The organism is Pectobacterium betavasculorum (assembly GCF_000749845.1).
In the GTDB taxonomy this organism is placed as follows: Bacteria; Pseudomonadota; Gammaproteobacteria; order Enterobacterales; family Enterobacteriaceae; genus Pectobacterium; species Pectobacterium betavasculorum.
Window position 1 is genome coordinate 820,872 of sequence record NZ_JQHM01000001.1, and the last position, 22,061, is coordinate 842,932.

Annotated in this window: 19 protein-coding genes; 6 read left to right on the plus strand and 13 right to left on the minus strand. The window is 51.4% G+C overall.

Going from position 1 to position 22,061, the window contains the following annotated elements:
* Positions 1-148: 148 nt before the first annotated feature.
* Together KP22_RS03655 and KP22_RS03660 are read left to right on the plus strand one after the other, a co-directional pair.
* Positions 149-1,216 carry a malate/lactate/ureidoglycolate dehydrogenase gene (locus KP22_RS03655; RefSeq protein ID WP_039300409.1) on the plus strand — a complete coding sequence of 356 codons (1,068 nt, stop codon included), beginning with the start codon at positions 149-151 and terminating at the stop codon, positions 1,214-1,216.
* Positions 1,217-1,255: 39 nt separating this feature from the next.
* Positions 1,256-1,951: an extensin-like domain-containing protein gene (locus KP22_RS03660; protein WP_039322428.1), complete on the plus strand. Its 696-nt coding sequence runs from the start codon at positions 1,256-1,258 to the stop codon at positions 1,949-1,951.
* Between the two features lie 19 nt (positions 1,952-1,970).
* On the opposite strand, the gene KP22_RS03665 is transcribed toward KP22_RS03660, so the two are convergent.
* From KP22_RS03665 to yebS, 4 genes are all read right to left on the minus strand, one after another.
* Positions 1,971-2,162 (minus strand): YdfD/YebW family protein, encoded by a 192-nt coding sequence (locus KP22_RS03665; protein WP_039300402.1) that lies wholly within the window; start codon positions 2,160-2,162, stop codon positions 1,971-1,973.
* Between the two features lie 132 nt (positions 2,163-2,294).
* A complete protein-coding gene (gene rsmF, locus KP22_RS03670; RefSeq protein ID WP_039300399.1) occupies positions 2,295-3,749 on the minus strand; it encodes a 16S rRNA (cytosine(1407)-C(5))-methyltransferase RsmF in 1,455 nt (484 codons plus the stop codon).
* Positions 3,750-3,873: 124 nt separating this feature from the next.
* Complete coding sequence (locus tag KP22_RS03675; RefSeq protein WP_039300396.1) at positions 3,874-6,516, minus strand: PqiB family protein; 2,643 nt, start codon at positions 6,514-6,516, stop codon at positions 3,874-3,876.
* A gap of 2 nt (positions 6,517-6,518) precedes the next feature.
* The gene (yebS, locus tag KP22_RS03680) at positions 6,519-7,799 is read right to left on the minus strand and encodes a membrane integrity lipid transport subunit YebS (protein ID WP_039300392.1); all 1,281 of its coding nucleotides are present in this window, start codon (positions 7,797-7,799) and stop codon (positions 6,519-6,521) included.
* Between the two features lie 292 nt (positions 7,800-8,091).
* Here yebS and KP22_RS03685 point away from each other — a divergent pair, with 292 nt between their 5' ends.
* From KP22_RS03685 to prc, 3 genes are all read left to right on the plus strand, one after another.
* The gene (locus KP22_RS03685; protein WP_039300389.1) at positions 8,092-8,598 is read left to right on the plus strand and encodes a GAF domain-containing protein; all 507 of its coding nucleotides are present in this window, start codon (positions 8,092-8,094) and stop codon (positions 8,596-8,598) included.
* Between the two features lie 84 nt (positions 8,599-8,682).
* The gene (proQ, locus tag KP22_RS03690; protein ID WP_039300386.1) at positions 8,683-9,456 is read left to right on the plus strand and encodes an RNA chaperone ProQ; all 774 of its coding nucleotides are present in this window, start codon (positions 8,683-8,685) and stop codon (positions 9,454-9,456) included.
* A 19-nt stretch (positions 9,457-9,475) separates the two neighbouring features.
* Positions 9,476-11,491, plus strand: coding sequence for a carboxy terminal-processing peptidase (prc, locus tag KP22_RS03695; RefSeq protein WP_039300382.1), 2,016 nt, complete (start codon positions 9,476-9,478; stop codon positions 11,489-11,491).
* Positions 11,492-11,608: 117 nt separating this feature from the next.
* On the opposite strand, the gene KP22_RS03700 is transcribed toward prc, so the two are convergent.
* The 6 genes from KP22_RS03700 to potA all read right to left on the minus strand — a co-directional run bounded on the left by KP22_RS03700 (position 11,609) and on the right by potA (position 16,599).
* A complete protein-coding gene (locus tag KP22_RS03700; RefSeq protein WP_244879998.1) occupies positions 11,609-11,869 on the minus strand; it encodes a helix-turn-helix domain-containing protein in 261 nt (86 codons plus the stop codon).
* Between the two features lie 36 nt (positions 11,870-11,905).
* Positions 11,906-12,538 (minus strand): YbhB/YbcL family Raf kinase inhibitor-like protein, encoded by a 633-nt coding sequence (locus KP22_RS03705; protein WP_039322434.1) that lies wholly within the window; start codon positions 12,536-12,538, stop codon positions 11,906-11,908.
* 207 nt (positions 12,539-12,745) lie between these two features.
* A complete protein-coding gene (gene potD, locus KP22_RS03710) occupies positions 12,746-13,789 on the minus strand; it encodes a spermidine/putrescine ABC transporter substrate-binding protein PotD (RefSeq protein WP_039322437.1) in 1,044 nt (347 codons plus the stop codon).
* 77 nt (positions 13,790-13,866) lie between these two features.
* Complete coding sequence (potC, locus tag KP22_RS03715) at positions 13,867-14,643, minus strand: spermidine/putrescine ABC transporter permease PotC (RefSeq protein ID WP_039322440.1); 777 nt, start codon at positions 14,641-14,643, stop codon at positions 13,867-13,869.
* Positions 14,640-15,500 carry a spermidine/putrescine ABC transporter permease PotB gene (gene potB, locus KP22_RS03720; RefSeq protein ID WP_039300366.1) on the minus strand — a complete coding sequence of 287 codons (861 nt, stop codon included), beginning with the start codon at positions 15,498-15,500 and terminating at the stop codon, positions 14,640-14,642. Before potB ends, potC begins: the two co-directional genes overlap by 4 nt.
* On the minus strand, positions 15,484-16,599 hold the full coding sequence (gene potA / locus KP22_RS03725; RefSeq protein WP_039322443.1) for a spermidine/putrescine ABC transporter ATP-binding protein PotA: 1,116 nt from the start codon (positions 16,597-16,599) through the stop codon (positions 15,484-15,486). Before potA ends, potB begins: the two co-directional genes overlap by 17 nt.
* A gap of 367 nt (positions 16,600-16,966) precedes the next feature.
* Between potA and pepT the strand changes: the two genes are divergently transcribed.
* A complete protein-coding gene (pepT, locus tag KP22_RS03730) occupies positions 16,967-18,199 on the plus strand; it encodes a peptidase T (RefSeq protein ID WP_039322446.1) in 1,233 nt (410 codons plus the stop codon).
* Between the two features lie 78 nt (positions 18,200-18,277).
* Here the strand turns inward: pepT and KP22_RS03735 are convergent, their stop codons facing one another.
* The 3 genes from KP22_RS03735 to phoP form a co-directional block, all read right to left on the minus strand.
* The gene (locus KP22_RS03735) at positions 18,278-19,399 is read right to left on the minus strand and encodes a ribosomal protein uL16 3-hydroxylase (protein ID WP_039322447.1); all 1,122 of its coding nucleotides are present in this window, start codon (positions 19,397-19,399) and stop codon (positions 18,278-18,280) included.
* Positions 19,400-19,808: 409 nt separating this feature from the next.
* The gene (gene phoQ / locus KP22_RS03740; protein WP_039322450.1) at positions 19,809-21,263 is read right to left on the minus strand and encodes a two-component system sensor histidine kinase PhoQ; all 1,455 of its coding nucleotides are present in this window, start codon (positions 21,261-21,263) and stop codon (positions 19,809-19,811) included.
* Positions 21,260-21,949 carry a two-component system response regulator PhoP gene (gene phoP / locus KP22_RS03745; RefSeq protein WP_039322453.1) on the minus strand — a complete coding sequence of 230 codons (690 nt, stop codon included), beginning with the start codon at positions 21,947-21,949 and terminating at the stop codon, positions 21,260-21,262. Before phoP ends, phoQ begins: the two co-directional genes overlap by 4 nt.
* Positions 21,950-22,061 lie beyond the last annotated feature (112 nt).

Genomic DNA, 22,061 nt, shown 5'->3' on the forward strand with positions numbered 1-22,061 from the left:
AATGATAGCGCCATGAGGCAGTCATGAATATCAGAGAGATTTGTTATTCTTTTTCAAAAATACTGTTCTTTATTGGCTGTGCCATTCAGATCTGTTCCGCAGTAGGATGAGTATTGTAAATAATGAATTAATGATGAAGGGAAGAGATATGCAGATTTCAGTCAGTCGTTTGGCAGCGGCGATGCAAGCCGTATTGCAAAAAGCAGGATGTGAAGCAAGAGAAGCCCGTATTGTCACCGAACACCTTGTGGCCGCTAACCTGAAAGGACATGACAGCCATGGCGTCGGAATGTTGCCGCACTACGTTGAATTCATCACGAAAGGGATTATGCATCCGAATACCCCGGCGCGTTTGCTGCGTGATAGTGGAGCCGTGCTGCAATTTACCGGCGATCGCGGTTTTGGCCAGCGTACAGGTAAAGAAGCGATGCAGGCAGCCATTGAGCGGGTAAAAACGACGGGCGTGTGTCTGATGACGTTATCGTCTACCTGCCATTTGGGACGTATCGGCACCTATGGGGAAATGGCGGCGGATGCTGGGTTCGTTTCGATACACTTCGTGAATGTTAACGATATCGACCCGATAGTGGCTCCCTGGTGCGGTACTGAGGCACGCTTCGGGACGAACCCCATCTGTATTGCGTTCCCGCCGACGGATCGCAATGCGGCCTTTGTTCTGGATTTCGCTACCAGCGTGGTGGCATTGGGAAAAACTCGCGTTGCATATTTGGCTGGTAAAACATTTGATGAAGACGTGATGTTGGATAGCAACGGCATTTCTACTAACGATCCTAAAGTGATGTGGGAAGGAGAGAAACACGGCGCGTTGAAACCCATCGCTAAGCATAAAGGCGGCGGGTTGATTTTAGCCGCTGAAATGCTGGCAGGATTACTCTCCGGTGGCGGAACCATCCAGCCAGAGAACGCGCGTCAGGGGGCGATAGTGAATAACATGACGACGATTATCATCGATCCCGCCAGCATGGTTTCCATGACGTGGTTACAAAAAGAATATGATGCGATGCTGGACTACGTTCGATCTTCAACGGCACCGGATCCGGCACTGCCTATTTTAATCGCTGGTGAACCAGAACGTATCTCTTTGATGGAACGAAACGCCGGCGGTATTTATCTGTCCGATCAGGAATGGCAAAAAATCGTGGATGCGGGGCTCTCTTTAGGGATGAATCCAGCCGAGTTTGCGTTAATAGCATAATATTATTCAGGAGAAGAAAATAACCGGGAGACGAAACTGATGCGGCGATGGGGGATATTTGTGATGATACTGGGGACGCTAGTGGCTCTGGCACCCTGGATTCAGCGTCATCTCCCACCCGGTTATGATCCTTTCTCTCCGCTGACCGTCGATGACCCACCTACGTTTATTACCCGACTGAAAATGAAGTCTGTTGCCAACGACCCCGAAGCCTGTCTGGCGCTATTAAAGCAAGCGCAGGAAAATGGTCGGCTACGATTCGCCGTGGCCAATGATATCAGTGGACAATGCCCGGTGGCGTCACCTGTCCGGGTGCAGGGTTTTGGTCCGGTCACACTCAGCTCCAGCTTTCTTGCCAGTTGTCCACTTGCGCTGAGCAGCACGATGTTTGTGGCGCAGGTTGCGGTGCCGCAAGCTGAGTCTCTTGGTTCTTCGTTGAAGCGTATTGACCATATGGGCAGTTACGCCTGTCGAAATGTCTATCATCGTCCAGAAGGGCGTTTGAGTGAGCATGCAACGGCAGATGCGTGGGATGTCACCGCTTTTCGCCTGTCTGACGGTCGACAGGTTAGCGTTCTAAATCAGTGGTCAGAAACGGGGGCTCGTGGCAGTTATTTACGTAACACGTTCAGTGAAAGCTGTCGTTTTTTCGGTAATTCGCTAGGGCCGGAATACAACGCTGCGCATGCCAATCATTTTCACTTTGGCATGCGTGGTTTTGGCGTATGTCGGTAAATTTACATAGAGCAAGGGGTTAAAAATCAGCGTACTCCTGCGCAGGAACCCAGAAGCCATCAATATACTCTTCGATAGGGAAGCAGCCAGCGCGACGCAGGCGTTGTTCGTCCATCGCTTGCAGACACTGTGCTTCGTTGTTGTAGGCACCGACGACCAAATCGTCACAGCCATGCCCGAGGTAACAAACAAATATCACTAATGCAACCATGCTGTTCTCCAGACATTACTATTACCGCAATTCTCTCTACCTATCGGAATAATTGTAGATGAAAATCAGTGAGGGAAGGGGAATGAGCGGTTCATCAGATGGTTTTATCACCACCTGATGCAGAAACCGCATTTATTCTTTAGAAAGAGGCCGCGCAGAGGACGCGCCATCCCGGACTAAATCACGTGGCAGGCTGTTTTTTATCCGACTATTGATGCGTTTTGCCAGGCCAACAGGTGTGTGCTGGTAGGTTAAAATTAACTCATTCGCAGCAGGAAGCGGTTCCGGGTAGCTGTCTTTGCCCTGAAACCATTCGCAGGCGATGCGATCGTTCAGTGCATAGGCATTGTCGGCGAGTGGATCGGCCAGCGCGACAATTGCTTCATGCTGCCAGCGGAAACCTTTGGGGAAGCGTTCGGCGAGTTTAATGCCAATACGTGAGAATTTGATATTACCGAAAGCAGAGGCCAGTGCCGCCGGGAAGAGCCAAATCTCGCTATCGCGCTGCCACAGTTGGAGCAACGCTTCATCCCAGTGAACACCCTGTTTATGCGCTGCTTGTATGAGCAACGTGCAATCTTTGGGCGTGACGGGAGAGAACGGGAATTTACCGACTTTATAACCAGGGCGCGGCAGTGGCGGCACGCTGGCCGTTTTACGTAACCGGGCAACAAAGAAACCTTCACTGTCATAAATCTGTGGGAAGACATGCAAGAAGCCTTCTTCCGTTGTGGCGCGTTTGGCGTCGACGAAGAGATCGTCTAACGATTCAAATTCGCATGCATCAGGGAATTGCGCCTGTAGCCAATGGCAGACCTGCTGGTTTTCCTGCCTATTCAGCGTACAGGTGGAATAAATCATGACGCCACCGGGCTTGAGGGCATGGAACGCGCTCAGAATCAGGTCGCGCTGCGTAGCGGCAATATCGATGATGCTCTCTTGCGACCAGTGGCTCATCGCCGCCGGATCTTTACGCACCACGCCTTCGCCCGAGCACGGGGCATCCAGCAAAATCGCATCAAAATATTCCGGCAGTGCGGCCCCGAAAACCCGGCCATCGAAGTGCGTAATCGCGGTATTGCTGACGCCACAGCGGCTGATGTTGGCATGCAGCACTTTTACCCGACTGGCTGAATACTCGTTAGCGACAATAGCACCTTCATTATTCAGTCGTGCCGCGATCTGCGTCGTTTTAGAACCTGGTGCGGCCGCGACGTCCAAAACCGTTTCCAGCGCAGCGTTACGATGGAACAGGGCGCTGACGGGCAGCATCGAGCTGGCTTCCTGAATGTAGAATAGCCCGCTCAGGTGCTCTAATGTATTGCCTAGCCGCGTGTTTTCTTCTTCCACATTAAGCAGCCAGAAACCTTCCGGACACCAGGGAATTGGCTCAAGCTGCCAGCCGTAAGGCTGCACCAACTGTAGAAAGGTATCGACGCTGATTTTTAACGTATTGACGCGGATGCTCCGACGCAGCGGGCGCTGGCAAGCGGCAATGAAATCCTCCATCGAAAGAGATGAAGGCATGATGTCCCGCATAGTGTCGAGAAATTCAGCTGGCAGGCTGGCTGGGGTAAATTTTGCCACGGCGTGGTTCCGTACAGGTTATTCAGTTAAACGAGGGGAAGAAGCGGCGCAGTGTAGCACGGATCTTTCATTGATAGCGTGAAAACGACAGGGCGGCAATAGCCGCCCTGTCAGGTGATGAATGTTAATTATTCGGGGGATTTGGAATCGCCGTCCCCCATTGCCGCCACTCTTTTGGTTCCTCGTTCCTCAGCAGAAAATGTTTTCCTTCCTGTGCTTTGGGGGCGAGTGGCGTGCTGGGTGGCGTGGCAAAAGCGATACCGCCGCGAATGAATTGCTGGAAGGTTCCGCTCTTGATGACGCCGCCAACCAGTCCGAATTCCAGGTTGTAACCCGAAGCTTGCCAGAAGACGGAATTATCGCGTACCAGATGCTGATAGCGTTTGCTGATGCGTAAGGACACGGCAATGCGATCCGACAAGTTGCCTAACGACAGCCCAGTGACTGTACCTACTTCCATACCGCGGAACAGAACCGGCGTACCCACCTGCAACGCACCCGCTTCTGGCGCATCAACGCTGATATTCAGACCGTCCTGATAGCGAGAATCAGAGATGGTAGCCTGTTGCAGCTCAAAATTGCGCGTTACTCTGCCGTTACCCGGTTCGACGTTGATATAAGGTTGGAATAGTGTCTCCAGATGATTCACTCCGGCGGCAGAAATTTCTGGCGTGACAACGGAGAATCGCGTCCCGGAACGGGCGAAACTACGCACGTATTCAGGATAAAGCACGGCCTGAACCAGCACTTCGCTACGTTGTTCGGACAACTTCAGTGAATCCAACTGACCGATATCAATGCCCAGATAACGGATCGGCATACCTGGTGCAAGTTTGCTGGCATCGTAAGTGCGTAGAATGATGCGGCTCCCCACAGCACGCGCCGCCGTTTCGTTGTTGTACAGAACGCGTTTGCCACCTTTAATTTCCGGTGCGCCCTCCAGATTATCAAAACTGATCGCACCTTTAAGCGCACGATTCAGCGGTGAAGCCTGTACGGTCAGGCCCGACGTATTCAATTGCACTCGGGCTCCGCCTTCTGCCCAGAACACGCTGTTTTCCGTCAACAGTTTGCGATGTTCAGGACGGATATACACTTCAACTTCAAAGATATCGGCTTTGGGGCGAACTCGCATGATTTCACCCACCTGGAATTTACGGTACAGCACGATAGAACCGTCCTGAATATCCGGCAGGCTATCGGTCACTAGCGTGAGGGTAGGTGAGGGGGTGGAACCGCGAATACCCTCTTCAGCTTTTTCGATATCGCTGAACAACGGATAACGCGCTTGAATCTCGCCTTTGCTACCCGGTAAAACCTGAATGCCGCCGCTAACCCATTCTTGTGCGCTTGCGCCCAGCACTTGAATCCCATCAAGCCCCATCTTCACATTCACACGGCTGTTAACGATAAATTTGCTGTCGTGGTGCAATAGTTGACGATATTGTGGCTCGATCACCAAAATAAAGCTGACACCTTGTTCATCCAGCGTGCGCTTCACTACCTGACCGATTTGTACGCCGTGTAGCAGCACGGGTTGACCGCTATCAATGCCGTAACTCTGTGCCGCCGTAAGCTGAATGGAAAGCGCGCCGGGTTGAGTGAGCTGCTGTTGCCCGCTATCCAACACGTTAAAGTGCTGGCGCGGTTCACCTTCACCGGGGAGTAACGTCAGCGTTGGGCCGCTTAGCAAGCGTGACACATTTAGGTCGCTGAGCGAAAGCTGCGGCTTGGACAGTTCGATGCGCGTGCCTTCTCGCATCAGTGAAACGACGGAAGGATCGATGATCAGCTCTCCACTGACCTTACCACCATCTGGATTCAACGTGATTTTATTCAGCGTGCCGACTTCTAATCCTTGATACATCAGCGGAGTACGGCCTTCAGATAGGCTGTCGCCGGAAGGTAAATCCAGCGTGATTTTCACCCCACGCTGGCTTTGTGCCAGATCGGGATACAGGCGATAGGATTGATCTGCCGCTGCGTCCTCGCTTTCTTCCGGCGAGTCGAATGCGATCGCACCGTTAACTAGTGCCGCCAGATTTTCCATCTCAATTTTTGCGCCACTGACGCTAATGTCCGCATTAAAGCCGGACACATTCCAGAATCGGCTATTTTTCTTCACCAGATGGGTGAAGCGGCGCTCAACCAGCACGTCAATCATCACCCCGCGGCGATCCTGAGAAACCATGTAATCGTAGACTTTCCCCACCGGAATTTTACGGTAGTAAACCAGCGAGCCGGTATTCAGTGAACCGAGGTCGTCGGCATGGAGATGAATCAGCAATTCTCCCGTATTCACACGATATTTCGGCTGTGTATCCAGCGCGGAGAAGTGCTCTTGCGCCTCGCCCGTACCGGGCATCATACCGATGTAGTTACCGCCGACTAGCGCGTCCAACCCTGAAACGCCGGCGAGAGAGGCTTTAGGGGTAACCAGCCAGAACTGCGTGCCGCTGCGTAACGCTTCCTTCATATCGCTTTTTATACTGGCTTCGACCTGTATGGTGCGCAGGTCTTCGCTGAGCTTAATATTTTGCACTGTGCCGACTTCAACCCCTTGGTAGCGCACTGGCGTACGCCCGGCGACAATACCGTCAGCGGAGACGAAATCAATAGTGACCGTTGCACCGCGTTCTTGCTGATTGGTGTAAATCAGCCAGCCTGCAATCATCAACGCAATCAGCGGCAGTAGCCAAAATGGCGACAGTCGGCGCTTATTCTTCACGGTAGCTTCAATTGGTGTCTCAGGCGTATTATCTTGCATTGTTATTCCACATCAGTGTTGTCCCACATCAGTCGGCTATCCAGCCATTCAACGGCAAGGATAGTGAGAATCACCGCTGCGCCAAAATAAAAGGCAGCAGGCCCCATAGTGAAAGCGAGTAATTGATCGCGGTTGACGAGCGACATCGTCAGTGCAATCACAAATAAATCGAGCATGGACCAGCGCCCGATCCAACGGATAACGCGCAGCATCTTCATGCGCATCATTATGTTACCTTCTGACCGGAGATGGATACTCACCAACAACCCGAACAGCACAATAACTTTAGTCAACGGCACCAGAATACTCGCGATAAAGACCACCAGCGCCACCGGAACATTACCTGACGCGAGTGACATAATTCCGGAAAAAATCGTGTCCTCCGTGCGTGCACCGTTGACATAAATAATGGATATGGGCAACAGATTCGCGGGGAACAGTAAAATTATAGAAGCGATGAGCGCAGCCCAGGATTTTTGCAGGCTTTGCCGCTGACGTACGCGCAGCGGAATATGGCAACGGGGGCAGCGACCCCATTTGTCAGGTGAACTGGTGAAATGGCAGGAAAGGCAGATTCGATAGCGATCCGGTGAAATTAACGGCCTCATGCGCGGATAAAACCGCTGCCAAAGCTGGTCGGTATTTAAGTGGATCAGCGTTAACAGGCTTAAGATCATCAGTGCCAGAAAGGCCACCAGCCCGATCCCCACATGAACATCCGCGAACTCACGGACTTTAATCGCGGCGACGGCCATACCGACCAGATAAATATCCAGCATCATCCACTCTTTTAGCCGTTGCAACATGAGCAGAATAGGACGCAGATTCATCCCGATTCGGGGAGCGAAAAACAGGTACAACAGAGAGAAAACTAGCGTGAGCGGCGCACCAACGGTACAGAAGGCGACCATACTGGCCGTGAGCGGGTGGCCCTGGCGGGTTATTTGCCAAATACCTTCAAACAGGCTGGCATTGATCGTGACACCCAGCAGGCGAATGCTGATTAGCGGTTCGGTAAAGGCAAACGGCATCAGGACCAGCATAGCGACGGCCATCGCAGCAAGCCGGGAAATGGTCCAATCTCTGCCTGAGCTGACTTTGGCATCACAGCGCGGGCAATTGGCTGTTTGAGTCCGCTTCAACTGCGGCAGCGCAAAAAAGGCATCACATTCCGGGCAGCGATGATAACGATCTATTGTGGATTCGGTGCTCTCTGCGCCACCCGTTAGCGGCGGTCGGGGAGAGGAAAACGGCGCAGGACTGACTATATTATGTATTTTCATCTTTCCTGCGATCCGGTAAAAGGTGTCGAGTCCCGTTATCCTCATGGATAACATACTCACAGCTATTCAGTGTAACTGAATGATAAATTCATAAAAGGGTATGATCTCTGAGCGAGGTTATTTTGCTGGTGGAAATAGCACGATATGCACGATAACGATACCGTAAAGCGGATGATTCTTCGCGCGAAGGCGCTAATCTTATGGCATTCTGTAATAGATGCTTATGCAGTCTGTGTGGGATCCTTCCGCACGGTGTTGAAAAGACAACGATATACTTTATGAATAAACAAGCATGAATAAACAGGAATTTTATCAGGATCTCATTCGCGATATGTCATCGCTCATCGCGGATGAAAACCGTTTTATTACGATTTTATCAAACAGCAGTGCGCTGCTGTTTGAGCGCTTGGATGGGGTTAACTGGGCAGGGTTCTACCTGTTGGATAACGATACGCTTTTTCTCGGACCGTTTCAGGGCAATGTTGCCTGTGTACGTATTCCGGTTGGTAAAGGTGTATGCGGTGCGGCAATAGCTGAAAATCGCATTCAGCGTGTGGATGATGTTCATGCGTTCCCAGGTCATATCGCCTGTGATGCCGCGAGTAATGCTGAAATTGTGCTACCGCTTATCGTTAACGGGCAACCGATTGGCGTTCTGGATATTGACAGTACTCTTTATCAGCGCTTTGACGCCGCTGATGAAGAAGGGCTGAAGGCCGTGGTGAGCGTACTTTGTGCTCAACTGGAAGTGAGCGATGTGATGACATTCATCAATTCTCTCACGTTGAGACAAGGTTAACGTGGCAATTGCCGATGGCGTCATTATAATGACGCCTGTTCATGCCTGCGCCGGTTGGCAAACCCGTTGTAATCAGGAAATTTCATGGAAAATCAACCTAAGTTGAACAGTAGTAAAGAAGTCATTGCCTTTTTGGCAGAGCGGTTCCCGCTTTGTTTCACCACTGAAGGTGAAACTCGTCCGTTAAAAATCGGTATTTTTCAAGATCTTGTTGAGCGTGTACCGGAGTCCGATAACGTCAGTAAGACGCAATTGCGCTCTGCGCTGCGCCTTTACACCTCAAGCTGGCGATATCTGTACGGTGTAAAATTGGGTGCTCAACGCGTCGATCTGGACGGTAATCCGTGCGGCGAGTTGGAACAGCAGCATGTCGATCATGCCCGTAAGCAGTTGGAAGAAGCAAAAGCGCGAGTCCAGGCTCAGCGTGCTGAGCAACTGGCGAAAAAACGTGAAGCAGCCGGAGAAACGGCAGAAGCAGCGCGTACCCCTCGTCCTGCTCAGAAACGTGCCCCGCGACGCGATGGTTCAAACAATCCATCTCGAAGCAATGCGTCTCAAAACCCAGCATCTCGAAACAGCGCATCGCGTCAATCTCGTCAGCCTTCTTCCGGCCAATCGCAGTCCTCTTCTCAGCAATCAGCCAATGCTCAATCGCGGCAGGACAAACCTGTTAGCCATGAGCGTCAGCGGGTTGCGGTTACGGATGTTTCCAAACTGCAAATCGGTCAGGAAATCAAAGTCAGAGCCGGCAAAGACGCCATGGATGCCACCGTGCTTGAAATTGCCAAAGGCGAGGTCAGAGTGCAATTGGCTTCTGGACTGGCAATGATTGTACGCGCAGAACATTTGCAGTTCTGATACGGAGGCCAGCCTGGGCATGAACAACTTAGTCAGAATAACCGCCATTGCAGGCTTACTGCTGGCGGGCTCTAGTTTTGCAAATGAAAACATTACACGTGTTGAACAGATTCCTCAGCTCCATCAGGAACCTCAACATGCAACCGTTAGCGACAGGGTGGCCTCACGTTTCCTGCGTTCGCATTATCGCCAGTTTATGCTGGACGCGCAGTTCTCTGAGAAAATTTTCAATCGCTACCTCAACATGCTGGACTACAGCCACAACGTGCTGTTGGCCTCTGATGTAGCGCAATTTTCCGGGCAAAAAAACCAGTTGGGCGAGGCGTTGAAATCCGGTCAACTGGATATTCCATACGCGTTGTACAATTTGGCGCAGAAGCGTCGGTTTGAGCGTTTCCAATATGCGCTGTCGCTGCTGGATAAACCGGTCAGTCTGACGGGCAATGATACGTTTGAGCTCGATCGCAGCAAAGCCCCTTGGCCGCAAAACGCGGGTGAACTTAACCGCCTGTGGGATGCCAAGGTAAAATATGACTGGCTCAGCCTAAAGCTGACCGGTAAAGATGATAAAGACATTAAAGAGACGCTGACCAAGCGTTACCAGTTTGCGATTCGCCGTTTGGCGCAGAGCAACAGCGAAGATGTCTTCCAACTCGTCATGAACGCCTTTGCGCGTGAAATTGACCCGCATACCAGCTACCTGTCACCGCGTAATACCGAGCAATTCAATACCGAAATGAGCCTGTCGCTCGAAGGGATTGGTGCGGTATTGCAGATGGATGATGACTACACCATGATTAATTCCATGGTGCCAGGCGGTCCGGCAGCGAAAAGCAAAAACATTACCGTTGGTGACCGTGTGGTTGGCGTAGGCCAAAGCGGCAAACCGATGGTGGATGTTATCGGCTGGCGTCTGGATGATGTGGTCGCACTGATCAAAGGGCCGAAAGGCAGTAAGGTGCGTTTGGAAATTCTGCCGGCTGGCAAAGGGACGAAAACCCGCATTGTTACGCTGACGCGTGAACGTATTCGCCTTGAAGACCGCGCGGTTAAGATGTCCGTCAAGACGGTCGGAAAAGATAAAGTCGGCGTGCTGGATATCCCCGGTTTCTATGTTGGGTTGACGGATGACGTCAAAGTTCAGCTCCAGAAACTGGAAAAACAGAACGTCAGCAGCGTCGTGATTGACTTGCGGACTAACGGCGGTGGTGCGTTGACGGAAGCGGTAGGGCTTTCCGGTCTGTTTATCCCAAGTGGCCCTGTGGTTCAGGTCCGCGATAATAATGGCAAAGTGCGCGAAGACAGCGACACTGACAGTATTGTGTATTACAAGGGGCCGCTGGTGGTGCTGGTAGACCGCTTCAGTGCTTCCGCTTCCGAGATCTTCGCAGCGGCGATGCAGGATTATGGTCGTGCACTGATCGTGGGTGAGCCGACGTTTGGTAAAGGCACCGTACAGCAGTATCGTTCTCTGAATCGGATTTACGATCAGATGCTGCGCCCTGACTGGCCTGCGCTGGGTTCCGTGCAATACACGATTCAGAAGTTTTATCGCATTGACGGTGGCAGTACTCAGATGAAAGGTGTGACGCCTGACGTGATGATGCCAACGGGCACCGAGACGGTAGATACTGGTGAGAAGTTTGAAGATAACGCGCTACCGTGGGACAGCATCAAAGCGGCTAACTACATCAAGAGCGGCGATCTGAAGGCGCTGATTAGCACACTGAATGAGCATCATCAGGAACGTATCGCCAAAGATCCTGAGTTCCAGTACGTCGCGCAGGATATTGCCCGCTACAACGCGATGAAGGATAAGCGCAACCTCGTGTCGCTCAATCTTGCTCAGCGTGAGAAAGAGAATGACGACGATGAAGCGATGCGTCTCAACCGGATCAACGATCGACTGGCGAGAGAAGGTAAAAAACCGCTCAAATCGCTGGAAGATTTGCCGAAAGATTATCAGGCTCCCGATCCTTATCTGGATGAAACGGTAAAAATCGCTAACGACTTGGCGCAAGAACAGAAAGAGTAATACGCTAACGTCGTTCTGATCGTCTTTTGACCGTACTCAAGCGCCCTGTTGGTCTATCTGACAGGGCGCTTTGCTTTAGATATGGCAGGATGGTGGCGCTACTCCGCCAATGGTGGATTAACGAATCTTGGTAGGCGAACAGCCAAAGCGGTTTTTAAACTGTTCGGAAAAACGAGCCGAGGATTTATACCCGCAGGCCTCAGCCAGACGTTGCATACTCCATGACGTCGTCTGTACCAGCATCATCGCGTGCTGCATCCGCGTCTCTAACAACAGCACGTCAAAACGCGTCTGCTCGGCGGATAGTCTCCTACGTAGCGTGGCGACCATACCGCTGTAGCGGCTGGCCTGATGGCAAACGCCAGTCCGTCTCTGCAATCAGAGACGGAGAAGCAGGGCGTAACGCAGTCACACTCATAGCAATTGAGGATTCAGCGTATACAGTCCGGTTAATTTCGCTTCCGCCAATACAGGCGCGTTAGCGAGCGCTGCGCGGACATTCGCCCCGTTAATCTCACCTTCTATGGCTAAAGAAGGCGTTGCGAGCGCGTAAAGTGTGAAAATGTAGTGATGAACCAGCGCATCGTTCCACGGCGGGCAAGGGCCATCATAGCCATAGTAAGTGCCTTTCATCTGCTCGTCGGCGTCAAACCAGGCGGTGTAATCATTGATGCCGTGTCGGAGTCCTATTGGTGCAGTTGGACCTGTTTTTCCACGCGGAGTAATGCTATCTGAATGCGAGGCTGCTGCGATTTCGCTGACGCTGGCTGGAATATCCAGCAATAGCCAATGATAGAAATCGACACGTGGCAGAGAGGCGCTAACCTCGCAGCCTTCCTGATTCACATCGTCACCACGGCTGGGTACATCTGGGTCGTGACAGATCAACACAAAAGACTGTGTCCCTTCAGGAGCGCCGTGCCAGGCAAGATGGGGATTATGATTAGAAGACAGCGCAATGTGATTGTTTGCATCCGGAATGGCAAAGGCAAACTCACCTGGGATATTTTCGCCGTCCTGAAAACTATGGCTGGAGAGTTGTAGCATGGTGATGCACCTATCGTGATTCTTATGCGTGTTGAATCATTATAGAAGAAGCTGTGCGAAATTATTTTCCTAATACCGTCAGGATAATGCTTTTAGCTGTCAATTTGATGGCTTGAGGTGGTATTGCTTGCCCTGCAATATGAAAAATCGGCTTCCGATAAAGGAAGCCGCTGTGGTTTAGTCGATAAGTATCACGGTATCTCGCGATTAACGACCGGCTTTTAGCTGCTGAAAATAGGTTTCATACAGCGTGCTGGCGCTGCCAACGTCGTTCTGCCATTCGCCTTTGGCGATGGTTTCATCATCTGGATACAGCGTTTTGTCACCTGATACCTCCGGCGGAAGTAATTTTTTCGCCGCCAGATTTGGCGTTGGATAGCCGATAGTTTCCGCAACCTGCGCCGCGACTTCCGGGCGCAGCAGGAAATCGATCAGTTTCATTGCACCGTCAACGTTTTTGGCGTTGGCCGGAATAGCCAGGCTGTCCATCCAGAAGATACCGCCTTCTTTTGGCCAGATGACATCAAGCGGTGTTCCGGCTTGACGCGCTACATAGGCAGAACCATTCCATACCATACCCAAATTCACTTCACCCTCAATGAACGGGTTGCCGGGATTATCCGAATTGAACGTCAGCACGTTTGGCATTAAGGCTCGTAACTCTTTATAGGCCGCCTCAATCTCTTTGGGGTCGGTAGTGTTCGCGGAGTAACCCAGTTTACGCAGGGAGATTTGGAACACTTCACGTGCGTCGTCCGTCAGCAGCAGGCTATTTTTGTATTTTGTATTCCACAGATCGGCCCAACTGGTGACGCTGGCAGGGTCAATCTCTTCATGATTAATGCCAATCGCCGTTGCTCCCCAGATATAGGGAATAGAGTAGTCGTTGTTTGGATCGAAAGATTTGTGCAGCAGGTTCGGGTCGAGATTATGGAAGTTACTGAGCTTGCTGGTATCAATCTTTTGCAGCATGCCTTCTTTGCTCATCTTGGAGATGAAATAGGTCGAAGGAACGACCAGATCATAGGCACTGTCTTGATAGGTTTTCAGCTTGGCATACATGCTCTCATTGGATTCATAGGTGGAGTAAATCACCTTGATGCCCGTTTCTTTAGTGAACTGTTCCAATAGACCCGGCGGCACGTATTCGGTCCAATTATAAAAATAGAGCGTTTTGCCGTCGTTGGCATTGGCGGCACTGATGCTGAACGCCATCGCGCACGCTGCCAGTAGGTGTGGCCACTTTTTCATTATGTTTACCTCCTTACAAGTCCCAAAGGTTATATCAGCAGATATAAAATAACGGTATTTATCGTCGCGCTAACATCTTACTTTTTGGTGCGGTCGCGTAAAATTAGCTGACTACTGAGCACGAGCACGAGCGAAAGAATCAGTAGGATCGTCGCCAGCGCGTTGACTTCCGGGGATACGCCGACCTTCACCATCGAGTAAATCTTCAAGGGCAGAATTTCATACGCGGGCCCGGTGACAAATGAAGAAACCACCACGTCATCCATCGACAGCGTAAAGCTGAGTAGCCAACTGGCGGCCACTGCGGGCATTGCCAGCGGCAGAATAATCTTGCGCAGAATAATCACTTCGCTGGCACCCAAATCGCGCGCGGCTTCCAGCATCCGCACGTCAAAACCTTTCAGACGCGAGTAGACGGTCACCACCACAAACGGCAGACAGAAAGTAATATGGGAAAACAGCAGCGACCAGAACCCGAGCGAGATACCCAGCAGCATAAAGAGTACCAGCAGCGAAATTGCCATCACAATATCCGGCGACATCATCACCACGAACAGCATGCCGCCGACAAAAGGCTTGCCGCGAAAACGGTAGCGATACAGTGCCACGGCCGTCAGAGAGCCAATCAGCGTGGCAAACGTCGCGGAAAACACCGCCATCGTCAGTGAGTGCTGTGCGGCCTGAAGCAAGCTGTCGTTGTTCATCAGTAGCCGATACCAATCCAGCGTAAATCCCTGCCAGTTGATGCCAAAACGCGCCTGATTAAACGAATTCACGATCAGAATAATGATTGGAATATACAGATAAGCGTAAATGATGGACATAAATCCACCGCGGATTAAGCGTCCAGTCATTCCAGCTCTCCTTTTTTATTCAGCAGGCGGGCGGTGCGATAGTAGATAAACAGCAACACGCCCATGACCAGCGTCAGGCAGATACTGGTGGCAGCACCAAACGGCCAATCACGGATATTGAGGAACTGGCTTTTAATCACGTTGCCGATCAGCAGATTTTTGGCACCGCCCATCAGGTCGGCCACGAAGAACAGCCCCATGGCAGGCAGCAGCACCAGCAGGCATCCAGCGATAATTCCCGGCATGGTCAGTGGGATTACCACGCGAATGAAGGTTTGCCATTTATTTGCCCCTAGATCGCGGGCGGCTTCAAGGTAGGCTTTATCGAGTTTTTCAATACTGGAGTAGAGCGGTAGCACCATGAACGGCAACAGGATGTAAATCAGGCCGAGAATCACCGCTTCGGACGTGTACATAATACGTAGCGGTGCATCGATAAGGCCTGTCCAGAGCAAAAACTCATTCAGATGCCCGCGCGTGCTGAGGAAAATTTTCAATCCATAAATGCGGATCAGTGAGTTGGTCCAAAACGGCACTATCAGCAGAAACAGCATCAGAGGCTGAATTTTTTTCGGTAAGCGCGCCAGAATAAAGGCAAACGGATAGCCCAGCAGTAAACAGCAGAGCGTAGCGATAACGGCCATGTTCAGCGAATGCAGTAGGACTGAAGCATAAAGCGGGTCGACCAGGCGCGTATAATTTTCCAGTGTAAAGACCAGGCTGACGAAATGCGCATCATCGCGCGTCAGAAAACTGGTTCCGATGATCATCAGGTTGGGCAGGAAAACAAACAACACCAACCAGGCAACGATGAGTGTGATAATGGTATTTTGAAAGCGTTTACGCGAGGTCTTCATCGTGCAGGACTACCTCCCAACTTTCCACCCAGGTGACGTCCACTTTCTGGTTGAGTGAATGGTCGAAGTCGGGATCGTCTTCGTTAAAGAACTCGCTGACCATGACCATCTTGCCGTTTTCCAGCTCAATGTTGGATTCCAGCGTCATGCCTTTATAGTTACGCTCGCGCACGTAGCCTACCATTCCTTCTGCCTGCATTCCGTCGCCAAGCTCGTCGACGCGTAGATCTTCTGGTCGTAGCAGTACGTTGAGGTGTTGACCGACATTGACAGGAATACTGACGGTGATAACGCATTCGTGACCTTCGACCTGAGCACGCACTCGCTGTTCATCTAACTGCTCCATTACGATGGCATCAAAAATGTTGATTTCGCCGATAAAGCTGGCGACGAATAGATTTTTTGGCTCTTCGTAGATTTCACGCGGCGTGCCGTCTTGCTCGATGCGCCCATCGCGCATTACCACGATGCGATCAGACATGGTCAACGCTTCTTCCTGATCGTGCGTGACGAAAATAAAAGTGATACCCAGTTTACGTTGCAGCGCCTTAAGCTCGTTTTGCATCTGCTTACGCAGCTTATAATCGAGTGCGGACAAGGATTCATCCAGCAACAGAACCTTCGGCTGGTTAACGACGGCGCGGGCGATGGCAACGCGCTGTTGCTGTCCGCCGGATAACTGGTGCGGGCGACGCTGAGCCAGCTCATCCAACTGCACCATTTTTAACGCTTCAATCACGCGCGGCGTTATTTCTGCGGCGGGTGTTTTCTGCATACGCAGGCCAAATGCCACGTTCTCAAACACGCTGAGATGAGGAAACAATGCGTAGCTTTGAAATACGGTATTCACGTGCCGCTGCTCGGCGGGCTGGTGGGTGATATCCTGCTTTTGCAGCATGATGCTGCCACTATCGACCGTTTCCAGACCGGCAATTAGACGCAGTACGGTGGTTTTTCCGCAGCCGGATGGTCCGAGGATCGTCAGGAACTCACCGTTATTAATGGTGAGATTAAAATGTGAAATGATGTCTTTGCCACCAAAACCTTTATGGACGTTGAGCAATTCAACGACCGGCACAGTCAGAGAGTTTTCTTTCATTAAGGTATAGCTCTATTTCCTGATTTGGCCGATCACCGGCATCTCCGTTGCGATCGTGCCAAGGGTTGTCACCTTTCAGCCAGCGTGCGCAGTTAAGGGCGGCATTTTACGGGAAACGCTGTCTAACGCCAACTTGTGTGGTTCGACTTCCTGTCAACAGATGCGTAAATAGCGGTGATTCAGCCAATGAATTCGCGCGTATGTTTCCCGATTGTTACCTGATCTGAGAACACTTCGTGATGCTAGCGACGCTTTTTGCTCTGAATTCTGGTCCCACGGTTTGTTAAATCGGGAAAAAACTGACCTGACGCAATATCTGCTGTAGTAGCCCTATCCATAATGCTTTTCAGGGTTCAGGGGGCATAAGATGGATAAATTACTCGACAGATTTTTAAACTACGTTTCGTTTGATACACAGTCTAAATCCGGTGTTCGGCAGGTGCCGAGTACCGATGGCCAGTTGAAATTGGCGCGTGCGTTGCAGCAGGAACTACTCGAACTGGGATTTGAACAGGTCGTACTGAGCAAACAGGGTTGCCTGATGGCGACGCTTCCGACGAACGTTGCCTGGTCAGTACCCGCCATCGGTTTTATTTCACATATGGATACATCGCCGGACTTTAGCGGCAAAAATGTTAATCCGCAGATTCTGGAAAACTATCGCGGCGGCGATATTGCCTTGGGCATGGGGGATGAGGTGCTGTCACCCGTGATGTTCCCAGTGTTGCACCAGCTACTGGGGCATACGCTGATTACGACAGACGGCAAGACGCTGCTGGGGGCGGATGATAAAGCAGGGATCGCGGAAATTATTACCGCGCTGGTGCGTTTGAAAAAAAGCCAGCTACCGCACGGTGATATTCGCATTGCCTTTACGCCCGATGAAGAAATTGGCAAGGGCGCACAGTTTTTTGATGTCAAAGCGTTTAACGCAAAATGGGCTTACACCGTAGATGGCGGTGGCGTTGGTGAACTGGAGTACGAGAACTTTAATGCCGCGTCGGTTCAGGTGAAGATTGTCGGTAACAATGTGCATCCGGGGAGCGCGAAAGGCGTGATGGTGAACGCGCTGACGCTGGCCTCTCGCTATCATCAGCATCTGCCGGAGAGTGAATCACCGGAGCAGACGGAAGGCTATCAGGGTTTTTATCATCTTCACAGTATGAAAGGCTCTGTGGAGCGGACGGATCTGCACTATATTGTCCGGGATTTTGATCGCAACGGCTTTGAACTGCGTAAAAAGACAATGCTGGACATTGCAGAAAAGGTCGGCGCGGGGTTGCATCCGGATTGCTACATTGAAGTCACGATTACCGACACCTACTACAACATGCGTGAGCAGGTTGAGCAGCATCCGCACATTATCGCGTTGGCACAGCAGGCGATGCGGGATTGCGACATTGAACCAAATATGAAGCCGATTCGCGGTGGTACTGACGGCGCACACCTGTCATTTCAGGGATTACCGTGTCCGAACCTGTTTACAGGCGGTTACAACTATCATGGTAAACATGAATTTGTCACGCTGGAAGGGATGGAAAAAGCCGTGTCTGTGATTATGCGCATTGCAGAGCTGACGGCGCTGCGTGCGAAGCCGTAAGCGTGTCCATTTTACAGAGACGAATAAGGCGGGAAGTTCCCGCCTTATCTTTGTGTGAACAATTAGCTTAGTTTGTTTTTAATCCGCGAAATACCAGTAGCCGCTGTTAATCAGTACCGTGAACTGTGCGAGGAAAGAAGGATCTTCCAGCGCGTCACCCAGTTGCTCTGCATCAATGGCAGGGTGCTCAGCCAACGCAAACAGCGCGGCCTTGTGCGTACTGTTCACTTTCTCCCCGTTAACGAAGCAGTCATCCCCAACGCAGATGACGCGCAGACCGCCTAAACGGCGCAGTGGCTCACCCTGTTGCAAATACTCATACACTTCGCCAGCCTGATAAGGCGGTTCCGGCGGTGAGAGGTCAAGCTCATGACGGGACTGGGAAATAAATTCACCAAACCAGTTCTGAAAATGTTCCGGCTGTTGCACGAGCTCTAGCATCATTTTTTGCAACGCATCCAGCTCTTGGGGGAGCACGCTGGCAATATGGTCACGGGATGGGATATTCGGATCGCTGTAGCGATAGCTACCCAGTTCGCGGGAAAGCACATAATCGGCAAAGCCGCTGACCAACTCGCGAGCATTCGGTGCACGGAAACCTACTGAGTAGTTCAGCGAATTCTCCAGCGAGTAGCCTTCGTGCGGGAAGCCCGGCGGAATATACACGATATCACCCGGTTCCAGCTCTTCATCAATAATGGCTTCAAACGGGTCGACCTGAAGCAGGTCAGGATGCGGGCAGTGCTGCTTCATGGGTATTTTTTCACCGACACGCCAGCGGCGACGTCCGGTTCCCTGAATGATGAAAACATCATACTGATCCAGATGGGAGCCTACGCCACCACCGGGAACGGAAAACGAAATCATCAAATCATCAGTACGCCAGTCTGGCAACTGTCGAAACGGCTGCATCAAGGCGGAAGAGGGTTCATGCCAGTGGTCGACCGCCTGAACTAACAGCGACCAGTTGCTTTCCCCCAGATGATCGTAGCTCTCGAAAGGACCATGGCTCACCTGCCAGCGCCCGTTCTGATGGCTGACTAGCCGGCTATCTACCTCATTTTCCAGCGCCAGACCCGCAAGTTCGTCGGGTGAAATCGGGTCTATAAAATGAGTAAAGCCGCCTTTAATCAGGAGCGGACGTTTTTGCCAGTAGTTCGCTAAAAAATCCTGCCAGTCGAGATTGAGCTGATAGTCCATACTGTTTTCCAGAAATTCGTTTTTTGAGGAAATGACTGTTCTTGAAGACATGATTTTTCTTGAAGTAATCCGTATTTTAAAACAATCCACATTTTGGCACTAAGTATATACTCTAAATAATTCGAGTTGCAGGAAGGCGGCAAGAGAAGGAAAAATTCGTCGGGAACGAATTTATCCAGCCAACGGCTGGCCTCCGGTGAGAGACAGGATGTCTCTCATTTCATCCCGATGAGCTTACACAAGTAAGTGATTCGGGTGAGTGACAAATCTGCTAGAGGCAGATTTGAACGCTGCTTGCAGCGGCCCCAACGGGGCGAGGTCCACGCGAGTGGGCCGAGTAGCGTAGCCAACGTACATGCAACTTGAAGTATAACAAGTATAGAGGAAGCATCGCTCGCTGTACTGTCTTTCACCCTTCGTTCGGACTCAGGTTCTGGCGGGAGAAAATGGCCTCGACTCGGGCACCCCCCAGTGCGCTGTCGCTGATGAGGATCGCCCCCTGATACTGTTCGATAATTTCGAGGGCAACGGCAAGGCCAATACCTTGTCCGGGGCGCATGCGGTCGGCACGCTGACCACGCAGGAAGATCATTTCGCGCTTGCTTTCGTGGATGCCGGGGCCGTCGTCATCGACAATCAGATGCAGTTTATGATCGGAATATTGCACGCTGATTTCGACAAATTCCAGACAGTACTTGCAGGCGTTATCAAGAATATTGCCCAGTACTTCCATAAAATCATTCTTCTCACCGACAAAGGTCAGCTCGGGCGGAATATCAAGCGTTAATACCACGCCTTTGCGTTGATAGACTTTATTTAACGCGGAACATAAGCCATCCAGTAGCGCTGGAACCGAGTGCACCTCACGTATCAGTAGATTATGTTCAGAGCGTACGCTGGCACGATGCAGGTAGTAGCCAATCTGCTGCGAGATGCGGCTGATCTGCGCCAACATGATAGGCTCCGCCTGATCGATAGTAATTTCTTTGCCGGTCCGCAGCGCGCGTAATGTGGTCTGTAAAACCGCCAGCGGCGTTTTCAGACTGTGGGTGAGGTCGGTGAGGGTTGTACGGTACTTATGGTAGCGCTGGCGTTCGTTGTTCAGCAGGATATTCAGGTTTTTCACCAGGCTAAATAATTCACGTGGCGGCTTTTCATCCAACTGATCGCGCGTGCCTTTCTCTAGTTCAGCAATTTGCTTAACCAGATGCTGAATAGGACGCAGGCTCCAGTGAGCACCAAGCCAAAGCAGGGGAAGCACTAGCAGAAGATTGGCGATCAAAACATAGCTGAACCATTCCCACACCACGTCTTCCTGTTGCAACTCCTGCGGGATGCGGTCAACGACGACAATGGTGATGGAGGGAAGATGGTCGGTCTTCGGATAAACATTCACGGCGATGGAGTGCGTCAGCGCGTTGCTATGCGCACCGTTCAGCGCCCGCAGGCTGCTTAACAGCAAGGCGTTACCGGTTAATACTGCACTGCTGGTGTCGGTATCGGTATCCAATTCATGGTAGGCCGTCTTGTTCAGCCATTCTGCTTTTATCAGCGCTTCCAGCTCGGGAACATGCTTTTCGCGCCAGAGTACGTTGCCATTCTCATCATATATCAACACCAGCGTGGGGAAATTGATGTCAACATCGGGAGGCGTGACGATGTTCAGCTGATTATCGCGCCACTGCGCAAGACTGTAGTAGAGGTTACTTTCGCCACGCAGCAGGCGGAATGAGGTTTTATCAAAGTTGACGCTGTAGCCGATAATGGCGACAACGCCATAGGCCAACGACAGCGCCAGCACGATGGCTGCTGTCGCGAGTAGAAAACGAATGCGAAGCGAGAAGGGCTGCTTCTTATCACTCATGCTGGGCCTGAGGGCGTATCAATATCAAAGCGATATCCTTGTCCGCGTACGGTAGTAATTACATCTAGCGCATCTGCCTGCTGAATTTTTTTGCGTAGCCGTCCCATTAATACATCAATGGTGTGGCTTTCCCGCAGCTCCGCATCGGGATACAGCTGTAACATCAGCGACTCTTTGCTGACGACTTTACCTTTGTTGCGAATCAACGTCTCGATAATGGTGTATTCAAACGCGGTCAGCTTGATCGGAGTGCTGTGGACCATCAGTTCGCGGCGCGACAAATCGATCTCAAAGGGCGGTAAGCTGATAATTTGCGACGCCAACCCACTGTTTCGCCGCATCAGTACCTGCAAGCGTGCCACAACTTCCTCCATATGGAACGGTTTGGTCACGTAATCGTCCGCACCCGCTTCCAGCACGGCCACTTTGTCCTGCCAGCCTTCACGGGCGGTCAGCACCAGAATAGGAAGTTTGACTTGATGCGCGCGCCAGCGACGAATCATGCTCATGCCGTCTTCATCTGGCAATCCGAGGTCGACAATCGCGATGTCCGGCATATTCTCATGTAGGAAATAATCCGCTTCTTTCGCGTCAGACGCCGCGTCAACCTGATGTCCCATTTCGTTCATCTGAACGGTTAAATGATGGCGTAGTAACACATTATCTTCAACGACCAGAATCCGCATCGTTATACCCTCTGTCGAATAGATAGAATCATATTTATCGAAATGTTTTTATGTAGCCTATTTTTCACGTACGTCTCCCCCCGCATATCAACATTATATGCAGAGAAGGTAA